At 59.5% G+C, this 22,689-nt stretch carries 20 protein-coding genes; 16 read left to right on the forward strand and 4 right to left on the reverse strand.

Translation table 11 applies throughout. The annotated features are described in order from the left end of the window. The first annotated feature begins 7 nt into the window (after window positions 1-7). Window positions 8-1,060 carry a 3-carboxy-cis,cis-muconate cycloisomerase gene (locus AC1D2G_RS20530; protein WP_477416226.1) on the forward strand — a complete coding sequence of 351 codons (1,053 nt, stop codon included), beginning with the start codon at window positions 8-10 and terminating at the stop codon, window positions 1,058-1,060. Further along, a complete protein-coding gene (pobA, locus tag AC1D2G_RS20535; protein WP_477416228.1) occupies window positions 1,060-2,232 on the forward strand; it encodes a 4-hydroxybenzoate 3-monooxygenase in 1,173 nt (390 codons plus the stop codon). The genes AC1D2G_RS20530 and pobA overlap by 1 nt, the downstream gene beginning before the upstream one ends. A 572-nt stretch (window positions 2,233-2,804) precedes the next feature. Here pobA and AC1D2G_RS20540 read toward each other — a convergent pair. Next, window positions 2,805-3,155: a hypothetical protein gene (locus tag AC1D2G_RS20540; protein ID WP_477416230.1), complete on the reverse strand. Its 351-nt coding sequence runs from the start codon at window positions 3,153-3,155 to the stop codon at window positions 2,805-2,807. A 192-nt stretch (window positions 3,156-3,347) separates the two neighbouring features. Here AC1D2G_RS20540 and AC1D2G_RS20545 point away from each other — a divergent pair, with 192 nt between their 5' ends. Further along, complete coding sequence (locus AC1D2G_RS20545; protein ID WP_477416232.1) at window positions 3,348-4,967, forward strand: GMC family oxidoreductase; 1,620 nt, start codon at window positions 3,348-3,350, stop codon at window positions 4,965-4,967. Window positions 4,968-5,183: 216 nt separating this feature from the next. On the opposite strand, the gene AC1D2G_RS20550 is transcribed toward AC1D2G_RS20545, so the two are convergent. Beyond that, window positions 5,184-5,534 (reverse strand): hypothetical protein, encoded by a 351-nt coding sequence (locus AC1D2G_RS20550; RefSeq protein WP_477416234.1) that lies wholly within the window; start codon window positions 5,532-5,534, stop codon window positions 5,184-5,186. 329 nt (window positions 5,535-5,863) lie between these two features. Between AC1D2G_RS20550 and AC1D2G_RS20555 the strand changes: the two genes are divergently transcribed. The 5 genes from AC1D2G_RS20555 to AC1D2G_RS20575 all read left to right on the forward strand — a co-directional run bounded on the left by AC1D2G_RS20555 (window position 5,864) and on the right by AC1D2G_RS20575 (window position 11,545). Continuing rightward, window positions 5,864-6,841: a cupin domain-containing protein gene (locus tag AC1D2G_RS20555; RefSeq protein WP_284276501.1), complete on the forward strand. Its 978-nt coding sequence runs from the start codon at window positions 5,864-5,866 to the stop codon at window positions 6,839-6,841. A gap of 8 nt (window positions 6,842-6,849) precedes the next feature. Continuing rightward, window positions 6,850-8,085 carry a CaiB/BaiF CoA transferase family protein gene (locus AC1D2G_RS20560; protein WP_477416236.1) on the forward strand — a complete coding sequence of 412 codons (1,236 nt, stop codon included), beginning with the start codon at window positions 6,850-6,852 and terminating at the stop codon, window positions 8,083-8,085. A 50-nt stretch (window positions 8,086-8,135) separates the two neighbouring features. Continuing rightward, complete coding sequence (locus AC1D2G_RS20565) at window positions 8,136-8,906, forward strand: alpha/beta fold hydrolase (protein ID WP_477416238.1); 771 nt, start codon at window positions 8,136-8,138, stop codon at window positions 8,904-8,906. 76 nt (window positions 8,907-8,982) lie between these two features. Beyond that, on the forward strand, window positions 8,983-10,635 hold the full coding sequence (locus tag AC1D2G_RS20570; protein ID WP_477416240.1) for an FAD-dependent oxidoreductase: 1,653 nt from the start codon (window positions 8,983-8,985) through the stop codon (window positions 10,633-10,635). Window positions 10,636-10,750: 115 nt separating this feature from the next. After that, a complete protein-coding gene (locus AC1D2G_RS20575; protein WP_477416242.1) occupies window positions 10,751-11,545 on the forward strand; it encodes an enoyl-CoA hydratase/isomerase family protein in 795 nt (264 codons plus the stop codon). 375 nt (window positions 11,546-11,920) lie between these two features. Here AC1D2G_RS20575 and wrbA read toward each other — a convergent pair whose 3' ends face one another. Beyond that, window positions 11,921-12,550 carry an NAD(P)H:quinone oxidoreductase gene (wrbA, locus tag AC1D2G_RS20580; protein WP_284276506.1) on the reverse strand — a complete coding sequence of 210 codons (630 nt, stop codon included), beginning with the start codon at window positions 12,548-12,550 and terminating at the stop codon, window positions 11,921-11,923. Window positions 12,551-12,623: 73 nt separating this feature from the next. Further along, window positions 12,624-13,439: a fumarylacetoacetate hydrolase family protein gene (locus AC1D2G_RS20585; RefSeq protein WP_477416244.1), complete on the reverse strand. Its 816-nt coding sequence runs from the start codon at window positions 13,437-13,439 to the stop codon at window positions 12,624-12,626. A 163-nt stretch (window positions 13,440-13,602) separates the two neighbouring features. Here AC1D2G_RS20585 and gtdA point away from each other — a divergent pair, with 163 nt between their 5' ends. The 8 genes from gtdA to AC1D2G_RS20625 all read left to right on the forward strand — a co-directional run bounded on the left by gtdA (window position 13,603) and on the right by AC1D2G_RS20625 (window position 22,679). After that, window positions 13,603-14,652 (forward strand): gentisate 1,2-dioxygenase, encoded by a 1,050-nt coding sequence (gene gtdA / locus AC1D2G_RS20590; RefSeq protein WP_477416246.1) that lies wholly within the window; start codon window positions 13,603-13,605, stop codon window positions 14,650-14,652. 201 nt (window positions 14,653-14,853) lie between these two features. Then, a complete protein-coding gene (locus AC1D2G_RS20595) occupies window positions 14,854-15,324 on the forward strand; it encodes a MarR family winged helix-turn-helix transcriptional regulator (RefSeq protein WP_224620487.1) in 471 nt (156 codons plus the stop codon). Between the two features lie 527 nt (window positions 15,325-15,851). Next, on the forward strand, window positions 15,852-16,763 hold the full coding sequence (locus AC1D2G_RS20600; protein WP_224620486.1) for a dihydrodipicolinate synthase family protein: 912 nt from the start codon (window positions 15,852-15,854) through the stop codon (window positions 16,761-16,763). Window positions 16,764-16,856: 93 nt separating this feature from the next. Further along, the gene (locus AC1D2G_RS20605; RefSeq protein ID WP_477416248.1) at window positions 16,857-18,542 is read left to right on the forward strand and encodes a choline dehydrogenase; all 1,686 of its coding nucleotides are present in this window, start codon (window positions 16,857-16,859) and stop codon (window positions 18,540-18,542) included. A gap of 151 nt (window positions 18,543-18,693) precedes the next feature. Further along, complete coding sequence (locus AC1D2G_RS20610; RefSeq protein WP_477416250.1) at window positions 18,694-19,818, forward strand: ABC transporter substrate-binding protein; 1,125 nt, start codon at window positions 18,694-18,696, stop codon at window positions 19,816-19,818. 70 nt (window positions 19,819-19,888) lie between these two features. Next, entirely contained in the window at window positions 19,889-20,770 is an 882-nt protein-coding gene (locus tag AC1D2G_RS20615) for an ABC transporter permease (protein WP_477416252.1), read from the forward strand. Next, entirely contained in the window at window positions 20,770-21,558 is a 789-nt protein-coding gene (locus tag AC1D2G_RS20620; protein ID WP_477416254.1) for an ABC transporter permease, read from the forward strand. The genes AC1D2G_RS20615 and AC1D2G_RS20620 overlap by 1 nt, the downstream gene beginning before the upstream one ends. 8 nt (window positions 21,559-21,566) lie before the next feature. Then, on the forward strand, window positions 21,567-22,679 hold the full coding sequence (locus AC1D2G_RS20625) for an ABC transporter ATP-binding protein (RefSeq protein ID WP_477416256.1): 1,113 nt from the start codon (window positions 21,567-21,569) through the stop codon (window positions 22,677-22,679). The last annotated feature ends 10 nt before the right edge of the window (window positions 22,680-22,689 follow it).

A 22,689-nucleotide genomic window follows, 5' to 3' on the forward strand; every position in this document is an offset into this window, starting at 1 on the left:
CCGCACCATGACCGTATCGCCTTTCGATCATCCGCTGCTTTCCAGCCTTCTCGGCAACGAGGAGACCGCCAGGCATTTTTCTGTCGAAGCAGAAATCGCCGCGGCGTTGGCATTTGAGGGCGCGCTGGCGGAGGCGGAGGCCGACAACGGTATTGTCGGCAGGGACGCCGCCGCAGCGATCGTTGCGGCGCTGAACTCGTTCAGGCCGGACACAGGCTTGCTACGTGCCGGCGTGGCGAAGGATGGCGTCATGGTTCCGGAACTGGTGCGCCAGATCAGGGCGGCGGTCGGCGAACCGCACGGCGCTTCCGTTCATTTCGGCGCCACCAGCCAGGATGTCATCGATACGGCGCTGGTGCTGCGGCTGAAGTCTGTGGTCGAGCATCTCAGTCTGCTGCTGACCGAAAACATCGTGCGCCTTTCGGCGCTCGATGAGCGTTTCGGGGGCAGGGCGCTGACCGGAATGACGCGGATGCGGCCGGCGATCCCTATTCGAGCGCTGGATCGCGTAGCCACATGGCTGGCGCCGCTGCTGCGTCATCAGCAAAGATTGTCGGACCAGTCCGCACGTCTGCTTGTGGTTCAGTTCGGCGGTGCCGCCGGCACGCTGGAAAAGCTTGGCGGCAAGGGGCCGGCCGTGCGTGCCGCATTTGCCGCAAAACTCGGCCTTGCCGATGCGCCGCAATGGCAGTGCCAGCGCGACACCCTTGCGGATTTTGCCGGCTGGCTGTCGCTGGTGACCGGCAGCCTCGGCAAGTTCGGCCAGGACATTGCGCTGATGGCGCAAAGGGGCACCGAAATCGCGCTATCGGGCGGTGGCGGCTCGTCGGCAATGCCGCACAAGCAGAACCCGGTGAAGGCCGAAGCGCTGGTGGCGCTCGCCCGCTTCAACGCCACGCAGCTTTCCGGCATGCATCAGGCGCTGGTGCATGAGCAGGAGCGCTCGGGCGCGGCCTGGACGCTGGAATGGCTGCTGCTGCCGCAGATGGTCGTCGCCACCGCCGCGTCATTGCGGCTGGCCGCCGAACTGGCCGCGCAGATCGAAAACCTGGGGCACTGATGCGTACACAAGTCGTCATCGTCGGTTCGGGACCGTCCGGCCTGTTGCTCGGACAGCTGCTGGCCGGCATCGGTGTCGAAACCGTCATCCTCGAGCGTTCGAGCCGCGAGCATGTGCTTTCCCGCGTGCGCGCCGGTGTGCTCGAGCAGGGCACGGTGGAATTGCTGCAGGAGGCGGGCGCCGCGGCACGGCTGCGCGCCGAGGGGCTGCCGCACACAGGCTTCTCGCTGGCTTTCAACGACGGCCTGCACCGCATCGACCTCGAGGCTTTGACTGGCGGCAGGCATGTCACCGTCTACGGCCAGACCGAAGTGACGCATGATCTGATGGACAAGCGCGATGCGGCGGGGCTGACTACTGTCTACGAGGCGGCCAATGTCGCGCTGCACGGTTTCGACGGCGAGGCGCCTTACGTCACTTACGACAAGGATGGCGCCAGCCACCGCATCGACTGCGACTTCATCGCCGGCTGCGACGGTTACCACGGCGTCAGTCGCAAATCGGCGCCGGAACGGGCTCTGAAGACGTTCGAGCGAACCTATCCGTTCGGCTGGCTCGGCGTGCTGGCCGAAGTGCCGCCGGCCGATCACGAACTGGTCTACGCCAATCACGAGCGCGGCTTTGCGCTGTGTTCGATGCGCTCGACGCGTCGCAGCCGCTACTATGTGCAGGTCCCGGCCGACGAGCGGGTAGAGGCGTGGTCGGACGACCGCTTCTGGGATGAGCTGCGCCGCCRCCTGCCGCAGCAGACAGCGGCCGCGGTCACCACCGGACCGTCCTTCGAGAAATCGATCGCACCGCTGCGCTCCTTCGTTGCCGAGCCGCTGCGCTTCGGCCGGCTGTTCCTTGTTGGCGACGCCGCCCATATCGTGCCGCCGACCGGCGCCAAAGGGCTCAACCTCGCCGCCAGCGACGTGCGCTATCTCTTTGCCGGGCTGCGTGAATTCTATCTGGACAAATCACTGGGCGGGCTCGACGCCTATTCGGCCAGGGCGCTGGCGCGAGTCTGGAAGGCGGTGCGCTTTTCCTGGTGGATGACGACGATGCTGCACCGCTTCCCCGACACCGGCGACTTCGGCCAGCGCATCCAGGAAGCCGAGCTCGACTATCTCGTGCATTCGCAAGCGGCGTCGACCGCGCTTGCCGAGAATTATGTCGGGCTGCCTTACTAGGGTGTGCCGATATTCAGGTGAGGCCGGCCTGCAATGGAGGCTATCTGCGCGTCGGGTGCTGACATGTGGATGTATTTGGACCCGCCCAATTGCTATAGAGCGGCTGGATCGGGAACGTTGGTTATGACTGCAGACGTATATCAGGCTTCCTGATGCGGCTGGACAATTTGTCGCCCGAGCCCGATCGATTTTCGCGCGCTTCCACCCAATAGCTCCTAGACATCTGGACCCATCTCAACCAGTTCATGTCGCGGCATCCGGCGACACCATCTCCACCGGCACCCCCGCTCCGCGTCGGGCCGGGGCGTGGAGGCTCTTGAGCACATTGTCCAAGCCTTAGCTGGATTTTACCATTGTTGCCGGCAATGGATGGTGAGCATGTCGCGACACAGGATATGTCGTCGCACACTTTTTCGGAGATACAGTGTCGCGATTGTTTTTTGCTTGAGACGCGCACTGAAATGCATCCCCTGAAGAGACGCTCTCGCCACCTGGGCGCCAGCGCTCCGCAAATCGTTCTCGACCAGAACTGTCGTCGAGCTCATCGGGCTCCTCGGCCAGCTCACAAACGTTTATCTCGCCTCTGGGGCTGCCATTGCATCATGGTGACGGATCGTACTAGCCTCCACGTCGGCCAGGAAGTCGGCGCGACCGCTCCTCAGGAATTCGTCCGGTTCATCACCGATTAAAGCAGTATTTTTGCGGGAGGAATCCTTCGTGAATTCGCTGAGCTCATTGAACCCGCCGCCCTTATACGGACATTTCATCAACGGCCGGTTCACAGCACCCTCGAAGAGGCTCGGCGCGAGATTTTCATTCGCCGACGGTCGCCCGCTTCCGTGTTTTTCCTCGGGCAAGGCCGAGGACATTGACATCGCGGTCGTAGCGAGCAGCGCCTTCAAACGTGAGAGCGGGGCAGCCATGACGGGGTCTTCGCGTGCCGCCCCGCTGCACAGGTTTCACGGACTTGATATGCCAAAACGCCGAGTGCCTTATCAGGGTCGAGGGCGCCGCCGCCTTGGCGGGAGCCGACTTTCACGACGCGCAGTCATACCCGTGGCCGAACGCGCCGCGCGGGGCGTAAGCAAATTTCAAAATGCACAGGCGAGGCAACCATGAACGTGACAAGTGCTGACGACGATACCTATGACGTGCTGATCATCGGCGCCGGGCCCTCCGGTGCCATCACCGCGCATGCGGTGGCCGGCGCCGGCTTCAAGGTCATATGCCTTGAGCAGGGCGACTACGCACTTCCGTCGGACTATCCGGCAAACTTCGATATGTGGGAGTTGGTGGCGCGTGGCCACTGGCAGGCCGAGCCCAACCGCCGCCGTAATCCTGCGGACTACCCGCTGGAGGTGTCCGACACCGACCTCGCCCCTTCAATGTACAGCGCCGTAGGCGGATCCACCATTCATTTCAGCGCCCTTTGGGCACGCCTCGCCCCTTCCGACTTTCGCGTGCGCACGTTGGACGGGGTAGCGAGCGACTGGCCGATAAGCTACGAAACCCTCTCTCCTTTCCATGACAAGGTGGACGACTTCATCGGGGTATCCGGACTGGAGGGTGATCCCGCCTATCCTGAGGGCTACGCTCCCAAGATGCCCCCGCTGCCTCTGGGAAAGTTCGGCAGGAAGGCTGCCGAAGCGATGAATGCACTGCAGTGGCACTGGTGGCCCCATGCAAACGCGATCCCTAGTCAAAAGATCGGCTCCCTTGCCGCCTGTGCCCGTTGGGGCACCTGCACCCAGGGCTGCCCCGAGGGAGCTAAGGCATCCTTTGATCTGGCTTACTGGCCCAGTGCCATCAAGGCCGGTGCCAAATTGGTCACCGGCGCGCGCGTGTCCAAAATCACCACCGACGCGGGCGGCGCGGCGACCGGCGCCACGTGGATTTCCAAGGGTGAAGAACGCCATACCAAGGCCAAACAGGTCGTCGTCTGCGCCAACGGCATCGGCACCCCGAGGCTGCTCCTGCTGTCGGCAAGCGAACGTCATCCCCAAGGACTGGCCAATTCGTCGGGTCTCGTCGGCAAGAACCTGATGCTGCACCCGAACTGCGCCGTCATTGGATACTACGACGAAGAACTCGAATCGTGGCGCGGGCCGGCGGGTTCCGCGGCCAGTTCCATGCAATTCTATGAAACGGATCGCTTGCGGGGTTTCGTGCGCGGCAGCAAGATGCATGCCTGCCCCACGCCGGGATTGCTGTTCAACGGCGTGGACCCGCACAGACTTCTGCCTTTCGAGGATTTGTGGGGCCCGAGTTTCCATCAAGTTATCCGTGACGCGAGAAACGCGATTTTCTGGGCGGCGAACATAGATGACCTTCCCGAGGAAAGTAACCGAGTCACCCTCGACCCCAGTCTTCGCGATAGTGACGGCATTCCGGCACCTAAAATAAGCTATCGATATAGCGAGAACACGCTGAAGATCCGTGACTTTACCGTGGCTCGTATGTCCGAGATCCACCGGGCCGCCGGAGCTAAGAAAACCATCGAGATAAATGACCTGCAAGGGGAGCCCGGTCATCTTCTCGGGACCGCCAGGATGGGAAGCGACCCCAAAACGTCCGTTGTGGATGAATACGGTAGGGCGCACGACGTGCCGAACCTGACTATCTCGGACGGAAGCATCTTCGTCACCGGGGGCGCGGCAAACCCCACCAGCACCATTGCGGCGCTGGCGCTCCGCAATGCCGAGAAACTCGTTCAGACCTTGTTGGAAGCCAATTGAAATGAACAACAGCCAGTCCATCGTCAAAGGGGAGCGGCTGTCGGTGTCAGCACCGAAGCCGGTTCGCGCGCCGCCCTTTTTCTCCGGAGGAAATCCCCACGCTTAGGATTTTCGCCGATACCCTGCTTAAACACGAGCTGAACTACCCTGCGCTGCAAAGCAACCCTCCCGGTCTGTTCGAAGCGGCCGATCAGCTCTCCGATGGCAAGTGCCCACTCAGGCGAAGCAAAGTTCCCGCTCGCACAAGACGGCTGGCGATCCGCCGATCAAAACCGACGAATGAGATCGGACCAGCGGTTCAACGAAGCGTTGGCCCTGAGCTGAAAACTCGACGAAGGGGCTGCGCTCGGCGATGAACGATGCCGAGATCGCGCTGCCGTAACCGCTCGCGCAGGATTTCGCGGCCCACTTCGTCGCGATCGAAGACATGTCCTCCTTGCGGGGGATGTGATTGAACACGGTCATTCGCCCGACGTCGGCGGCCGCGATGTCGTCCCCCGTCACATGATCGACGCCCCGCTTCAGTGGAGCGACCCTTTGATAATACCAGTCGACATGCAAATGCATCTCGATGTCGGTGGTCAGATCTGCCTCTGACCATTGCCTGCGGCATTGAGCAAAAAGTCCAGCTATTTATTGGATTTTACCATTGTTCCCGCCCGAGTTAAATGGTGTTCTTGGCCTGCCTTTGCGGCAACAGGCGGAAAGTAATTCACGGCACCTGCAGAGCTGCGCGCGGAAAAGTTCGGCTCTTTTCGAGCGTTGTTCTCTATCTGTCAGGCGTAGCGAAAGCGCCCTTGTTGAGGAAATTTGAAAGTCGGCGACGCCCGGCGAGACTGGTCGGATAAGTCGATTTGGCAAGATTTTAAAGCATCGTCTAGGACAAGTGGAGCACCATGCAGAATACGGTTCCGTTTAAGGTCAGCACGAAGGCGCCAGTTGAAGCAGTACTCGTAGCAGCAAACGAGGGGACGCCGGTGGGCCTCGGCTCCGAAGACGGTGGCTCGGCGCTGGTAAAGGTATCGCCAATTAGTCACAAATACACTCACTTCGCTGTCGTGGGTGTGGATTTGCCGAAAGGCGGGCACCTCCGTTCGCGGGCCTATGAACTGAACGAACGGTTGGTCATCTGTTTTTCCGGGAAAGGTCGGGTGTTCTGCGGCGGCAAGCAGCACGCGGTCTCCAAGGGCACATTCATGTTCTGGGGCCGCGGCGTCGCCGTGAAAGTGGAGCAGGAGGGCGAAGAGCCGCTTCGCCTCTCCGTGATCTCCTTCCCCCCCGGCCCGGACTCTCGTTTTGATCTCTTCCCGGTGGGTGGAAAGGGCGCCGAGGCTTCGAAGGAGTCGGCAGCTATGTTGGGCGTCGAAGATGGCGACGCCGCGGACGGCGACTTTGACGGTCATTTTATCATCGTGCAGGACGATGAGGGGGAAGAGTATTGGCAGGCTGCACCCAGCCTGGGTTACGTCAGCATCATGATTGCTGCACCTGCTTTGCCTCTGACCTATTTCTGCGCGGCATCGCAGCTCCTGGAGCCTGGCGCCAACGTTCGGCACCACGGTCACGTGATGTCCGAGGAGATCGTGATCGTTACCCACGGTAAGGGCCTCGCAATTTTGGGCGATGTCGCATACCCGATCGCCGAGGGCGATTTGATCGTTTTGCCCCCGACCCTGATGCACCACTTCGTCAATAACGGTACGGAACCGCTGAAATATGGCGGCGTCTTTCTGCCCCCCAGTGTTGAGGGGGCCTTAAGGGAGACGGGAGTGCGTAAGCTTCCCGGCGCGGAAAGGCCAACGGCCATCCCTCGCAATCCAACGACGGAAAAGCTTCTCGTAGACAAGTACGGGTTTATCATCCCCGGCATCTGAGTTCCGAGTTGAGCATCGTCATCCGCAGTCTTAAAAGGGATAACTCCATGGCACTTCCATTAGACGGCATTCGCATCTGTGATCTGTCCCAGATCATGTTTGGGCCGTGTGGCACCCAAGTGCTTGGCGATTTCGGCGCCGATATCATCAAGATCGAGAAACCCGGTCTGGGGGACATCAGTCGGGCGATCGACCGTCATCGCCCGAACAAGGGCGACGAGAGCTCCAACTTCATGGCTATGAACCGAAACAAGAGAAGTTTGGCACTCGACATGAAGACCGAGGAGGGTAGGGAAATCCTCCGGAAGATCGCCAGAGAGTCCGATGTCTTCGTCCATAATTTCCGGCCGGGCGTCATCGAGCGTCTTGGATTGGGTTATGAGGATATCCGTAAGGACAACGATCGGATCATCTACGTCGAGGGCTCGGGGTTTGGCACGACCGGTCCTCTGTCGCAGAAGGGCGGGATGGACTTCGTGGCCCAGGCTCTCGCCGGCGTCGCGCACGACAACAAGGATCCAAGCGGAAAGCCGCAGCTGTTTCCTGTTTCGGCGGCGGACTTCTCCGCTGGAATGATCCTCGTCCAAAGCGTTCTTCTGGCACTCCTTCATCGTGAACGAGCGGGTCGGGGGCAGAAAATCGAGATCAACCTGCTCGACGTATTTCTGGTCATGCAGCAGCAGGAGGTCACGCAGAAGCTTCGCACGGGCCACGACTTCAATCCGCTCGAGTCAGACCCCATGGACATTTTCGCCGCATCCGACGGATTTGTTGCGGTCATAGCGGTGCTTAGGCCAAATCCGGTTTCTGATGTCTGCCGAGCCCTGGAAATACCCGACATCACGACCGATCCCGAATTCGCTACGCTGGCACAGCAGATGGCGAACAGAACCGAATACAGACGGCGCATGAGCGAGGGGTTCAGCAAGTTCACGACAGAAGAGTGCCTGGCGCGGCTCGACAGGGTAGATATTCTGTGCAGTCCGGTGCTCCCGCTTGGCGAAACGCTTAAGCATCCTCAAGTGAAGGAAAACAATATCCTCATTGAGCTCGATCATCCCAAACACGGACTTCTTCGTACGGTGGGTAACGCGATCAAGTCCTCAGAATTTCCACAAATCGCGTTGAAGCCGCCGCCGTTGTTGGGACAGCACTCCGAAGAGATTTTGGCGGAGTACGGCTATTCCCAGGATCAGATCGGCCAGCTGATCGAAAAGAAGGTGATCGATACCCAGCGGGCCTGATTCGCGCAGCGATCAGGTCAGAAGTCCCAACGACACGGCGAGATCGAACAATGGTACTGGCTTACAATCGTGAAGGAACCGGCGCCCGGACGATCTTGCTTGTGACGGGCCTCGGCGGGCATGCAAACTTCTGGAACGCCCATCGGCCCAAACTGGCAGAACGCTTCACGGTCCTGAGCTTCGACCAGCGAGGCTGCGGCGCCAATCGCGCGCGGGAAGGCGTACACACCCTCCAGGAAATTGTCGGAGATGCAATCGACATTCTCGCCGACGCGGAAGCCAGCAAGGTCACCGTAGTGGGACATTCGATGGGGGGGGTCATCGCCCAGTGCCTGGTGCTCGATCATCCCGAGCTTTTTGAGGCGGCGGTCTTCAGCGGGACGTTCTGCGCTTTCGACAGATATATGGAATTCATAAACGACCTGCGGCAACGCGTGCTCGACGCGGCCGGCACGGTGACTTGTGGCCATCTTTCTGCGATCCTTGCGATGCCCGGTGGCGACGTCCTTGATCCGAATTACGATCTTATGGGTCGTATTCAGAATATCACCCAAAGCATGGCGGATGAGGTCTTGTCCGCCCGGATGAGGGCACCCTACAAGTTCGATCGGCGAGAAGAATTACGCAGCGTCGAACTGCCCAGTTTGGTGATCGGTGCGTCGGACGACATGCTCGCTGCCGAATATCAATCCCGCGAGATCGCGGCTCTCATCAAAGGCGCCAGGTTGGAGATAATGAACGGCGGTCATTTTTTTCCCAACACGCGCCCGCAAAGATATTGGGAAATCCTGGAAGCCTTCCTTCGATCCACCGATCGATAGAGCTCGCACCATCGTGTGAGGCTCGGCAAGGCCAGTCCCACAGCGTGTTGGAGCTCGCAACCGGCAAGGAGCGTGCATGTATGGCCTGACGAACGTCTATTTTGCGGACCCTGTCGTGCCGGAAAGTACCGTCACCGACGTGATTGTGGTCGGCTCCGGCGCTGCCGCCCTTACGGCAGCGTTGACCGTGGCTGTTGCAGGAAAGACCGTTCGTATAATCGAGAAGACGGATATGTTAGGCGGAACGAGTGCCATGTCGGGTGGAATGACCTGGCTTCCGGTCAATCACTACGCCGAACGGGCCGGTCTGTCGGACAGCTTCGCCGAGGCTCTCGCCTATATGCGGGCCGCCTCTCCCAAAGGATGGCAGGAAACGGAAGACGAGCTGTGGAAAAGCCAGATCGAAAACGGTCCGCAGATGCTCAAGCTGGTCGAGGCCTACAGTCCGCTGAGGTTCAGCCTTACTCGAGTGCCGGACCCTTTCGAGGAGTGCGAAGGCGCAAAATCGAGCCGAATTCTGGCGGTTGAACCCCTTAGCAAAGCGATTCTCGGTTGGTGGCGCGGCCGAGTACGGCGGTCCACCTTGCCGCAGAGGCTCACCTTCCAGGAAACCATGGACGCAAGACTGGACCGCCGTCCGATCCTCGGCATGCTTCAATCGCTGCCCCTGCTGTTCCGGCGGTGGTTGTCGGACTCAATGGCCCAGGGAAACGGCTTGATCATCGGCCTGCTCAAGGGCTGCCTGGACCAAGGCTGCCTGATAGAACTGTCCGCCCGCGCGACGAAGCTCAAAACCGATGACGCCGGCGTGGTGACGGGCGTTCAGGTGGAGCGGTACGGTGCGCTTCATACCTTTGAGGCGCGCAGCGCCGTGGTGCTGGCGACGGGTGGTTTCGAATGGGATGCAGAGATGCTGGCCACCTACTTCCCCAGCGAAATAGACTTCAGGAGCTCGCCGAGCAGCAACGAGGGCGATGGCCACAAAATGGCGCAGGCCGTAGGCGCGGCCTTCGCCCACATGGATCAGGGCAATATCGTCATCCAGCCACCGGTCAAATATGAGGGCAAGCTACACGGACTTCCATTGAGAATACACGCGGAGCCTGACGCTATCATCGTGGACAGATCCGGACGACGTTTTGCGAGCGAGTACGAGTTCTGGGTGTACGATCGTATCATGGACAGAGACGAGGCGGGAGAGCTCATCCACCAGCCCGCTTGGGTGATAAGCCACTGGCCCATGGTTAAACGGACGCCGTTGATCCGGTGGTTTCGCCGGTACAAACGTGATTGGCTTCTGAAAGCGTCGTCGATAGAGGAATTGGCTGAGCGAACCGGACTGCCAGTTCAAACCCTGAAGCAAACGGTGGAGCGCTTCAACGGGTTCGCGCGCACCGGACGGGATCTTGATTTCGAGCGCGGGACTTCGAATACCTACGAGAGAAAGCTTGCGGCGAGCGTGGGGCTGATGGATGAGATCGATACTCCGCCTTACGTCGCCTACCGGTTCAGACCCTCCTTGCTCGGTACCAAGGGCGGCGTGCGCACAAATGCCCGGGGTCAGGCGCTCCGCGCGGACGGCACCGTCATTCCGGGGCTTTACTGCGCCGGCAACGTGATGGCCAGTCCGACCGGTGCGCGGACGCCGAGCCAGGTCGGTACCACCATCGGCCCGTACATGACATGGGGCTTCATCTGCGGCCAAACTATCCTCCAAAGCAACCGCTGATGCACACAATAGTATCTCGCCCACCCTTCGGACCTTTTATTGCCCTGAATGCCCCCGGCATTACCGGAATTCATGAACGCCCTAAACAATCGTGCTCGGAAGAACTGGAGAATTCATGACTTTAGCGGACAATCATTCTGACAAGGTGATATTGGAGCGCCCAGCCGAGCACGTCGCCTTGATAAGGTTCGACAGGCCCGAAAAAAAGAATGCGCTGCACAGTTCCATGATCGTTGAGTTGGGTCGCCTGCTTACACAATTGGAAACCGACAGCTCCGTCCGTTGTGTCGTCATCACCGGTTCGGATTCAAGCTTCGCGGCCGGCGCGGATATCAAGGAAATGGTGGCGTTCGGACCTATGGCGGTGGCGAACAGTCCGGCCAGGGTAGCCGCCTGGCGGGCGATCGAGTTCTTCGGCAAGCCTCTTATCGCGGCGGTGAACGGTATTGCGTTCGGTGCCGGATGCGAGCTTGCAATGGTGTGCGATTTCATCGTCGCCGGCGACAACGCCGAATTCGGGCAACCCGAGATCAAGATCGGCGGCATGGCAGGCGACGGAGGAACTCAGCGACTTCCGCGCAAGCTGTCGCCCAATCTGGCGTCCTACATGCTCCTGACGGGTGAGCCCATCAATGCCGAGCGGGCCCTTCAATTCGGATTTGCGGTGGAAGTGTGCACGGTGGCCGACACCGTTCCTCGCGCCGTGCAAATCGCGGCGACGATCGCGCAGCGTGCCCCTGCCGCAGTGCGTGCAACGAAGGCCTGCATCCGAACTGCAGTCGGCGCCACGGCCGAAAACGGCCTTGCGTTCGAGCAAAGCGCTATCGCCCGTCTGACCATGACGGACGACTCCAAGGAGGGCATGCTCGCGTTTACGGAGAAGCGCCCGCCGGACTTTACCGGGACCTGACCTTATAGAGCAGGCACTTGAGAGCCGGAACAGGATGGTTCTTCGCTAGGTGAGGTTCATCTCCCGCAACGGCGAACGGTTCGTTGCTGCCGATCCAGACGGTGGCGGTTGGCAGCCCCCGGCGATCAGTGGCGGCTGGAAACGCGTCAGCCGCGGGGCGAGCGGTGCCGGCGGAGGGTCTTCAAAGGAGAATGTAGACCGCATCCACGAGGATCGCCGCAACCAGCCGCTCGCCCAGTTCGTGCGCGTTCACGAAATGAGCAGTACCTCCCGCTAGCCCGAGCAGCTGCGGGAAGGCGACAGTTCGGACGAGCAGTGGTGACATCAATTGTCGCGGTTCGGCGGGCGTCCCAACCAAAGAGAGGCACATCTGCTTCAGACTGCCCTCTTCATGGCCGCTCCCGCTTGATGGTTTAAGCTGGCTGCAATGTTTGCGACATGGCTTCCCTGGTAGCGGGCTCCGCCTAGTTCGATCGCGGAGGGCTGACGCGAGCCGTCCGTGCCAGTGATCGTCGATGCGCCGTAGGGCGAGCCGCCAAGGATTTCACCCAAACCGAGCTGTCCTTCGAAGGCGTAAGGTAGCCCCACCACCACCATGCCGTGGTGAAGCAGAGTAGGGATGAAGCCCAGCAGCGTGGACTCCTGGCCGCCATGCTGCGTGGCAGTTGCGGTGAAGACCGACCCGACCTTGCCTAAAAGCTTACCCGATGCCCAAAGACCGCCGGTCTGGTCCCAGAAATTGCGCATCTGCGAAGCCACGGTTCCGAAACGAGTGCCGGCGCCGACGATGATGGCGTCATACTGATCCAGTTCGTTGGGATCCGCGATGGGGGCTTCCTGATCCATCTTGAAAAAGGACGCCCGCGCCACTTCATCCGGCACCAGTTCCGGAACGCGCTTGACCGTCACTTCCGCGCCAGCGTCGCGAGCGCCTTCGGCAACGGCTTTGGCCATGGTTTCGATGTGGCCATAGGCCGAGTGATATAGAACGAGAACTTTTGCCATTATCTACTCCGGTGGGTTATCGCCTCGCAGGGAGGCCAATGAGGGTTTTATTGAAGAGTCACAGCGGCTTGCTTCAGCGCGGCATCCCCACTTCGATCGAAAGATCGCCTATCGAAGCTATGTGCGCGTCGATCCTGTCACCGGGAAACACCGGCCCGACCCCTTCGGGAGTGCCCGTCATGATCACGTCGCCAGGATGGAGGGTGTAGAAGCTCGACGCGTATTCGATCAGACGTGCAACGCCGTAGATTAGAAACCTGGTGTTGGACCTCTGTCTCTCGATCCCGTTGACGGACAGTCGCAGGTCGAGTGCGTCGGCAGACGGAATTTCATCGGGCGTCACCAGCCACGGGCCAAGCACGCAGTGAGTGTCAGGCGACTTCCGAAACGTCGGGAATTCCTTGCCACGGATGGTCATATCCAATCCCACGGTGAAGCCGAGGACATGGCTTAAGGCATCTTCCTTCCGGATGGCCCGCGCTTCCTTCCCGATAACGACGGCCAGCTCTACTTCATGGTCGGTGCGCCGGTCGGCGAATCTCGGCGTGAATCTGTCCGAGGGCCCGATCAGGGAACTGCCCGCTTTGAGGAACAGCCCGAACTCGTCAAGATTGGTATAAGTCGTTCCGTTATTGATCTGGCTGTCTGCGTTCGCCTCTTCGATGTGGGCTTTGTAATTAATCGGCGCCCCGATGATCTTCCCGGGGTTTGCGACCGGCGCGTCCAGCCTTGTGTCGCGCAGCGCGTGGCGCGTGGAACTCTTCGACAGCGCATCGCGCAGTCTTGCTGTGTCCGTCAGCTGGTTTGCGATCCAGTCACCCGCAGGGACGGGCCAGGGAGGGCTGCGATCGTAAGCGTCCGTTACATCGATGACCTCATCCCTGTCCACAACACCAATCCGATTGGAGTTGAATCTACATATTTTCATCCAGACCAACCCCACCTGCGGAGACGCGTCATTATTATTGCATTTGCAATTGTTGCATATGCATTATATTGGCTTGAGGTGGCTGTCAATCGCGCCGAAGGCCCCCGGCAACGAGGACTCATAGATGACCAATAAACCTGATTTGACACCGGCAACCGACCGGTCTGCCTACTATTCCGAACTCAGCAAACTGCAGCTGGCACCCTTATGGGAGAGACTGAAGGGGCTGGTTCCCACAGATCCAAAGCCGGCTTCCGTGCCATATCACTGGGCGTGGCAAACTGTACGTCCACTGCTGATCAAGGCCGGAGAGACGATCACCGCCGAGGAGGCCGAGCGTCGAGTTCTGGTGCTGGAAAACCCGGGACTGCAGGGAAAGTCGCAGATCACCGACACGCTGTACGCAGGTTTGCAACTGATACTCCCAAAAGAGGTGGCGCCGGCGCATCGGCACACACAGTCAGCCTTGCGCTTCATGCTCGAGGGCACCGGGGGGTTCACCGCGGTCGATGGTGAAAGAACGACCATGCGGCGCGGGGATTTGATCCTGACCCCCTTTTGGACATGGCACGACCACGGTCACGACGGTGACGAGCCCGTCATCTGGCTCGACGGTCTGGATGTACCGCTTGTGAGTTTCCTGAAAGCGGGCTTCCGGGAAGAACACCGCGAGAGCTCACAAGTGCTGACGCGTCCCGAGGGCGACTCCCTGGCTCGATACGGCAGCGGTTTGCTGCCTGTCGATCTGACGCCGGTGTCTTCCACGTCGCCTGTATTCAACTACCCGTATGAAAGAACGCGCGAGGCTTTGGAAGTTCTGCGCGGTTCCGCCGGCATCGATAGGCACTTCGGGATCTGCATGCGTTACGTCAATCCGGTAACCGGGGATTGGGCAATTCCGACGATCGGAACGACGATCCGGCTATTGCCGAAGAACTTCTCGTCGGCCTTCTATCGGTCCACGGACAGCTGCGCATTCGTGGTCTTGGAAGGTGAACCGTCTATCATCATTGAGGGCCAAGCTCCAGTGCAGCTGAAACCCAACGACGTGTTCGCGGTCCCCGGCTGGATCAGGTACAGGTTCGAGGGCGGGGACGCAGACAGCGTGGTATTTTCCTTTTCGGATCGGCCCGTGCATCAAAAGCTCGGTTTGCTTCGTGAGGAGCGCATCTGAATTGCTCGTAGTTCGCCCTGCCTTGTGGAGCGGACGCTTATGGAAAGCGGGGTCAGATCCACCGTTAGATTTGGGTGCAGGCGAATTTCCGGGAGGACAGTCAGTGCCCATTGCTGTTGTCCTTCGTGCGGCGTCCGGATTAGGTTCCGTCATCACGCGGCAAGTGCGCCGAGGGGTATGGCAGGGAGCAAAGGACGCCACATGGGCCAGGGTACTTATGAGCTCGACGAACGGCTATCCTACCTGTCCAACCGGGTCGCCTTCGCAATCAACGAACGGTTCCTGCTCAAGCTGCAGCCGTATGATCTGACGATCCCTATGTGGCGGGTCCTGGTCGTTCTGCATGACCGCGGTGAGCAAAAGCTCATCGATCTTTCGGGACTGACATCTATCGAAGGATCTACGCTCTCCCGACTGACGGAAGCGATGCACGATCGCAAACTCATTCGCAAAGCTCGATCCACTCGAAGCAAGCGAGAGATAGTGATCTCCTTAAGGTCTTCCGGTGTGTCGCTGGTGGAAGCATTGATACCCGAGGCGCTGAAACTGGAGACGTTGATGCTCACCGATATGCCCGAAGGCGATATCGCTACGACGAGACGCGTCCTGAAAACCATGTATTCCTTGCTCACTCGCGATTCATTGCCGCTCGGCGAGGATCAAGGTTCTTAAGCGACATGAGCGTCTGCCCGAGCGGCTTAGGCCTCGAGTCACTTGTCCGTCCACCTCCTCCTTGGGACGCGACACACCTAGGCGACTGGGGATTTGGGTAGCTTGCTCGAATTCCCGATGCGGCTGCTCGAAGCCGCTCCGCAATGGTTTGCAGCAGGATCCTGAAGCGGGCGAGGGGGCTGTGTCGGTACGCATCGTTGGTTCCTCCGTGTCGACCGGTAAGGCGACGACGGCGCGGCTCGCGAGTTCATTGGCGACCACGCCGGCCGAGATGATCCACACGCATTGCCCTGATGTATGAAGCGGCGGCCGACGGCGTCCGAGACGGTTCGACCTCGGTCGCCGGCGCGGTCGCGCCGTTGGTGAACAGGTGTCGACAAAGGGACGGATGACGGATTCCCGGGGGGGCACCTGCGAATTCGTCGAGCCTGGCGAACCCAGAAGCGGGGCTGGACTTTGAATATTGGATATTATAGATTGGATGTAAGGGTGGTGTAAGGTGCGCCATCGAACGCAAGAGGAAAAATATGAATCAGTGGACAGGGGTGTTTCCCGCCGTAACCACAAAGCTAAATCAGGATGGCTCGATCAATGTGCAGGCTAATCAGTCTGCCATTGACAGGCTGATCACAAATGGCGTGTCAGGGGTGATCGTTTTGCCGATGCTTGGCGAAAATGCCTGCCTCACTCCTTCCGAGAAGGAACTCGTCATCCGCAGCGCGCAGGAAGCGGCCGCCGGGCGGGTTCCAGTGCTGTCGGGATTGGCCGAGATCACCCAGTCCGACGCCAATTCGCGGGCTCGTGAATTCGAGAAGCTTGGCGTGGATGGCTTGATGGCGTTCCCTACTCTCGGATACAAGTCCGACGCGCGAGAGACAACCGAATGGTACAGGAGCCTCGCCAAGGCCAGCGGGCTGCCGATCATGATCTATAACAATCCGATCGCTTACGGCGTCGACGTCACGCCCCAGATTTTGAAGGAACTGGCCGACTCGCCGACCATCGTTGCCGTAAAGGATGAGGCCGGTGATGTCCGCCGCGTGACCGATATGTATATTGCGCTCGGCAATCGGTATCAGATTTTCTGCGGTGTTGACGATCAGATCGTCGAGAGCGTCGCGCTCGGTTCGGTCGGCTGGGTGTCGGGCATGACAAATGTCTGGCCCAAGGAATGCGTAACGCTCTTCAACCTCTGCAACCAGGGCCGCAAGGAAGAGGCGCTGCGGCTTTACAGATTGCTCACGCCAGCATTCCACCTCGATACTCACGTGAAGCTCGTCCAGTACATCAAGCTCTCCGAGAGCTTGGTCTATGGCGCGCCCGAGTGGGTGCGTCGACCGCGCCTGCCGCTCGTCGGCGACGAGCGGGAATTCGTGACGCGCACCATCAAGGACGCGATCAAGCAGCTCGAGAGCTACTCGCTCCCGAAGGCGGCATGATCCAGACTGTCATATTGGGAAGAAGCGGCGGACTGTGGGCACTAGGTTGTCCGCCTTTCTTCATTGCCGAGTTTTGAATCCGGAGTGAGACAGGTGCGTTCGAAAAAATATGACTACATTGTCGTGGGTTCCGGCGCTGCGGGTTCCATTGTCGCCGCCCGGCTCGGCGAAGACCGCAATGTCAGCGTTCTGGTCCTTGAGGCGGGGCCGCACGACAATTCGATCTATGTTCGCATGCCTGCCGCGATGTCCTATCCGCTGACCGACAAGAAGCGAACGTGGGAATTCGAAACAGGGCCCGAGGCGTCTCTCGATGGCCGCATGGTCACCCATCTCCGCGGCAAGATGCTTGGCGGTTCTGGATCCCTGAACGGCATGGTCTATGTCCGGGGAAATCCGCGCGACTTCGACCGTTGGGCGGAAGACGGTTTGTCCAACTGGTCCTATGCCCATTGCCTTCCATACTTCAAGAAATTGGAATCGTACGACAAGGGAAGTAACGAATACCGAGGCGGGCAGGGGCCAATCCGGATCACGACCCTGAAGGCCGAGCTCGAACCCTTCCGGGCGTTCCTGGAAGCCGGGCAACAGGCTGGGCACCCGTTGAGCGAAGATTACAACGCCTATCGCCAGGAAGGCGTACACGCCTATCAGGCCAACATAGACAACGGCATCCGCGCCAGTGGCGGTCGGGCCTATCTTCGCCCCGCCCTCAGGCGCGGCAATGTCGAACTGGTTTTGAATGCCCTGGTTCACAAGGTCGATTTCAGCGGAAAGACGGCTGTCGGGGTCACCTTCGAGAAGGGCGGCGTGATTCAGTCGGTCGAAGCCGAGCGCGAGGTTATCTTGTGCGGTGGCGCCTTCAACTCGCCGCATGTGCTCCTCCTGTCCGGCATAGGTCCTGCGGCGGAACTTGCCGCGTATGGCATCAAGGGCGTGGCTGAGCTTCCCGGGGTAGGGAAAGGCTTGCAGGACCATGTCGCGGTGTCCATCAAGTATCGTGCCTCGCACAAAGGTGTGTCTCCAGCCGTCGATATGAACCTCCTCAAGATGGCGTTCATCGGTGCACAATGGCTGTTCTTCAGGCGTGGCTTGGGCATAACCAATCTCTGGGAGGTCGGCTCCTTTTTCAAAAGCAGCGATGCCGTCGAGTATGCCAACATCCAGCACGAGTTCCTGCCGATGCTCGGCGAGCTGATGCATGGAAAGGTCAACATCGAGGAAGGCTTCCAGTATCAGGTCTGCCTTGGGCGGCCGGAAAGTCGGGGGGCAGTGACGCTAAAATCGGGTGACCCGAGACTTCACCCGTCAATCGTACTGAACTATCTCCAGCAGCAGCAAGACCGGCGAAATCTGATCGACGGCGTTCGTCATACCGACGAGATCATCCAACAAAAGGGTTGGGATAGCATCCGCGGCGAAGCCATTGTCCCCGGCTTGCGCAAGAAATCGGACGAAGAGGTTTTCTCCTGGCTCAAGGAAAATATGGGAACCCAGTACCATCCGTGTTCGAGTTGCCGGATGGGCAATGACGACATGGCTGTCGTTGATGACGAAGGCCGGGTCCATGGTGTTGAACGGCTTCGAGTGATCGATGCTTCAGTCATGCCGCGCATTCCCAACGGCAATCTCCACTGCCCGACGATGATGGTCGCCGAGAAGATGGTCGATCGCGTGCGAGGTCGCCAGGCGCTGCCACCGCAAATCGCTCACTACGCCGACGAAAAGCGCCCCGGGCTGAATCCACCGGGGGCGATCAGCCGCAAGTCAACTGCCTGACCGGAACCAAGCCAAATCGCGACAAAGGGTACAAGGACGATCGCATCACAAATGGTTTGACGGTGAATCAATTATATCCAATATCCATTATAAAAAGTGAGTAAACCAACACGAAAGGGGAAATACCATGGTGAAAGAACCGAATTCGTCTATGCCCGAACCAATCCAGCTCACCCGTCGCAACGCGCTGCTCAGCCTGGCAGGCGTCGGCCTTGCAGTGTCGACGGGTCGACTGTTCGTGACACCCGCCCGTGCGGCGGTTGGTGGCTCATTGCAGATCATGGCGTGGGAAGGCTACGACATGACGAATGAGCTGCGGGAGTGGCGGTCGGCGACCGGCATCACCGTCGAAACCTCCTCGATCGCCTCTCAGGATGATGTCCAGGCCAAATTTGTCGCCGGCAATCCTCCCCCCATCGATCTTGCCGAATACAATCAGGCCTATAGCAAGCTTTACATCAAGGACATGAAGATCGTCTCGCCGCTCGATATGTCGAAAGTCCCGAATTACAACGCGGACAATCTCTTTGACGTGTTCTTCGACAAGCCGACTTGGTTCTCGGACGGCAAGCATTGGGGGTCGCCCTATATGTGGGGCTTCAACACCCTGCTCTATAATTCCGACATGATGAAGAAACCCAACTCCTACAAGGATTTGCTGGATCCGAGCCTGAAGGGTAAGATCGCGATCATGGACGACACGACGGGCAACTGGCCGTTGATCGCCCGGTTGGTCGGCTTGGGAGACAAATATCCGCTTCTCACACGCGAGGAGCTCGGCAAGGCGTTCGAGAATTTCGTTCTGTACCGGGACCAGGCTCGCCTGATCTCAATCAATCAGGGCGATGTCGCCAATTTTGTAGCATCGAAGGAAGTCGTGGCGGTTCTTATGGCGGATCCGTCGATCATCACGCAGGTGCACGCGCAGGGCGTGCCGCTCGAAATGGCAATTCCCGAAGAGGGGCCGGTTCTGTGGGTCGACGCCTGGTTCATTCCCATATCGGCCGACAACATCGACACCGCGCACGCCTTTATCAACCAGTCCCTCGATCCCCAGATACAGGCCAAAGTTGCGACGGCTGTCGTGCAGGCGCCGGTCTCGAAGAAGGCTGTCGAACTTATGGACGCCGAGGCGCGCAAGAGGATCGACTATTCGAAAATCGATGAGATATTCGCCTCCGGCTTGCCGGGCATCCCGCCGGTCGACGACGATGGCGAGCACGCGACCTATGCGGACTGGGTCCAGGCCTGGCAGGAATTCAAGGCAGGCTTGTAATCGCTCATAGCCAATGGTTCGAGCCGGTCGATGAGGCCGGCTCCGACACTTCTTTGTCAAAGGAGTTGCGATGACCCCATCACAAAGAACCGGAGGCATCCTGGCCGCGCCGGCGGCAATCTATATGCTTTTGTTCTTCGTGATGCCTGCCATATTGCTGTTCTCCTACAGTTTCTGGATATCCTCCGGCTTCCGCATTGTTCCAGATTTTGCGCTGACCAATTACATCTCGGCGATACGATCGCCGCTCTTTCTGCGTGTGACCTACAACGCGGTTGTAATAGGCCTCATCACCGCATCCGTAACGCTCTGCCTATCCATTCCTGTTGGATATTACCTGACCTATGTCGCCAAATCGAAGGTCACCTTCTATCTCATTCTCGTCACCTGGTTCTCAAGCTACCTCGTCAGAATCTACGCCTGGCGCACCTTGCTTGGGACTAACGGCCTGCTCAACGCGGTTTTGCTCCAGCTCGGCATCGTCGATACGCCCGTCCAGGCATTTCTGTTCAGCCCATTCGCAGTCGCGATCACGCTGACCCACATCTACCTGCCATTCGCGATCCTGATGGTCGTCTCGGCGATGAGCGAGATCAAAGCGGAGCTTATCGAGGCGTCGCGGGATCTCGGCACATCCGCCCTGGGGGCTTTCTTCCGGGTTGTTGCCCCCAACGCCGCGCAGGGCCTTATCGGCGCTTTCATGCTGACCTTCATCCTGGTGGCGGGTGATTACGTCACGCCGCAGATGGTCGGCGGGTCCTCGGGTCAAACGACGGGCCTGCTCATCGCGGACCAGTTCCGCAAGACCGGCAATTGGCCGCTCGGCGCCGCCCAGGCCTTTCTCATGTTTCTTGTCTCGCTGGTCATCTATGCGCTCGTGCTCGCTCTGGGCCGCCTCACAGGGCTCATTCCGGCCAGGCGCAAGACGAAACCCGCCAGGGAGGTTGCGTGATGTTACTGAAGGCCGTCGTCTACGCGACCCTAGCATATCTCCTGATTCCGCTCGTCGTGATCATCTTGTTCAGTTTCAATGCCGACCAGTCGTTTTCCTTTCCCATCAACGGTTACAGCCTGCGCTGGTATGTGGTGATCTTCGAGGATCCGCAGCTAGGCCAGGCGCTTGTCAAAAGTCTGATGATCGCCACGGCGACAGCGATCGTCACCCTTGTCCTTGGCACGGCCGCATCCCTTGCCTGGCTGCGGCTGGGCAGATTTGGCAGAAGCGTTCTCGAAATCCTGTGCATCACGCCAATCGCCCTGCCTGGACTCTTCCTTGGTGTCTCATTGCTGGTCTTGGCCGCACAACTGGGCGTCCGGCTTTCGACGGTCACGATCGTGGTTTCTCACGTCGTACTGTCGTTGCCGATGCTCATGATCGCGATGCGGGCCCGGCTTGCGCTTTTCGATCGAACCCTGGAAGAGGCATCTCGCGATCTTGGCGCCTCGCAGATGGGGACATTCAAAAGGATAACGCTGCCGCTGATCGCGCCGACCTTGATCTCCTGCGCGATCCTGAGCTTTGCCTTGTCGTTCGACGAGTTCGTTGTCACGTCATTTGTTGCCGGCACCGAAACCACCTTGCCCATGTACATCTGGTCGATGATGCGCCGCACGGTCACGCCATTGATCAACTCGGTCTCGACACTCGCCCTTTTGTTCTCGATCGCCGTCATGGCGATCGGCTTCGTCGTCGGACGGTTCAAACGAGCATCCGCCCTGTCAGAACGCACGTCCTCCTGAGGCTACAAATGAACAATGGAATGTCAGCAGAAGCACCGTTGATCGAGCTATCCAACGGTCAAAAACAGTTCGGCCTCTTTCAAGCCCTGACCAACATCAATCTCGCGATCAACGAGGGGGAGATCGTGACGCTCCTCGGCCCGAGCGGCTGCGGCAAAACCACCTTGATGCGCATCATCGCCGGCTTCGAGACGCTCACGTCCGGGACCCTGAAGATCGACGGCAAGGACGTGGCTTCGCTGCCGCCGGAAAAGCGGCCAGTGAACATGGTCTTCCAGCGCTACGCCCTGTTCCCTCATCTCGACGTCTTCGACAATGTCGCATACGGCCTAAAGGTCAAAGGTGTTGAGAAGGACGAGCGCCGCAGACGGGTCCAGGCGATGCTCAGGACCGTGCAAATGGAGAGCCTCTCGCATCGTTTCATCGGCGAACTCAGCGGTGGCCAGTGCCAGCGGGTCGCGCTGGCCCGGGCGTTGGTAAACGGCCCCAGGGTTCTATTGCTCGACGAGCCCCTGGCGGCGCTCGACCTGAAGATTCGCCAGCATATGCTGGGAGAGATGAAACGGATCCAATTGGAGACGGGAGCGACCTTCGTTTATGTAACGCACGATCAGGATGAGGCGATGATCCTCTCCGACCGGGTCGTGCTGATCGACCACGGCCAGATCGTTCAGGTCGACAGGCCGCAGGACATGTATTTTCGCCCAAGATCTCTGTTTGCGGCAAAATTTCTTGGCGAGACAAATCTGTTCGAGGGAAAACTGACTGCATCTGGCATAGGGCAGCTTACGCTGGAGACCCAGGACGGGCCGTTCGACGTGGTTTCGATCGATGCCTCGCTGTCCGGGAATGATGCCGCGGTGATGTCCGTTCGGCCGGAAGCGATGTCCTTCCGGCAATCCAATGCGCAGCTTGACTATGCGGTGGATGCCGAAATTGCCGGCGTGATTTTTTCAGGCAGTCGCTCTTTCTTCCATCTGGTCAGCCTGGGCGGCCAAAAGTTCCGCGTCCAGGTCCAGAATATGCCAGGTGCTGCCCTTCCGGTGGCGGGCGACAAGGTCCATGTCTCGTGGCGCAAAGACAGTGCGACCGTTCTGCCCCTTTCCCACGTCTCGTCGTGACATCCATTCG

The sequence above is a fragment of the Mesorhizobium sp. P2_C7 genome (genome assembly GCF_056404515.1).

Coding starts and splice junctions, on each gene's coding strand:
- AC1D2G_RS20620 (WP_477416254.1), top strand. CDS start 20,770: ATGTTACTGAAGGCCGTCGTCTACGCGACCCTAGCATATCTCCTGATT.
- AC1D2G_RS20555 (WP_284276501.1), top strand. CDS start 5,864: ATGCAGAATACGGTTCCGTTTAAGGTCAGCACGAAGGCGCCAGTTGAA.
- AC1D2G_RS20565 (WP_477416238.1), top strand. CDS start 8,136: ATGGTACTGGCTTACAATCGTGAAGGAACCGGCGCCCGGACGATCTTG.
- AC1D2G_RS20615 (WP_477416252.1), top strand. CDS start 19,889: ATGACCCCATCACAAAGAACCGGAGGCATCCTGGCCGCGCCGGCGGCA.
- wrbA (WP_284276506.1), bottom strand. CDS start 12,550: ATGGCAAAAGTTCTCGTTCTATATCACTCGGCCTATGGCCACATCGAA.
- AC1D2G_RS20550 (WP_477416234.1), bottom strand. CDS start 5,534: ATGCATTTGCATGTCGACTGGTATTATCAAAGGGTCGCTCCACTGAAG.
- AC1D2G_RS20575 (WP_477416242.1), top strand. CDS start 10,751: ATGACTTTAGCGGACAATCATTCTGACAAGGTGATATTGGAGCGCCCA.
- AC1D2G_RS20625 (WP_477416256.1), top strand. CDS start 21,567: ATGAACAATGGAATGTCAGCAGAAGCACCGTTGATCGAGCTATCCAAC.
- AC1D2G_RS20570 (WP_477416240.1), top strand. CDS start 8,983: ATGTATGGCCTGACGAACGTCTATTTTGCGGACCCTGTCGTGCCGGAA.
- AC1D2G_RS20530 (WP_477416226.1), top strand. CDS start 8: ATGACCGTATCGCCTTTCGATCATCCGCTGCTTTCCAGCCTTCTCGGC.
- AC1D2G_RS20600 (WP_224620486.1), top strand. CDS start 15,852: ATGAATCAGTGGACAGGGGTGTTTCCCGCCGTAACCACAAAGCTAAAT.
- AC1D2G_RS20610 (WP_477416250.1), top strand. CDS start 18,694: ATGCCCGAACCAATCCAGCTCACCCGTCGCAACGCGCTGCTCAGCCTG.
- AC1D2G_RS20595 (WP_224620487.1), top strand. CDS start 14,854: ATGGGCCAGGGTACTTATGAGCTCGACGAACGGCTATCCTACCTGTCC.
- AC1D2G_RS20545 (WP_477416232.1), top strand. CDS start 3,348: ATGAACGTGACAAGTGCTGACGACGATACCTATGACGTGCTGATCATC.
- AC1D2G_RS20540 (WP_477416230.1), bottom strand. CDS start 3,155: ATGGCTGCCCCGCTCTCACGTTTGAAGGCGCTGCTCGCTACGACCGCG.
- gtdA (WP_477416246.1), top strand. CDS start 13,603: ATGACCAATAAACCTGATTTGACACCGGCAACCGACCGGTCTGCCTAC.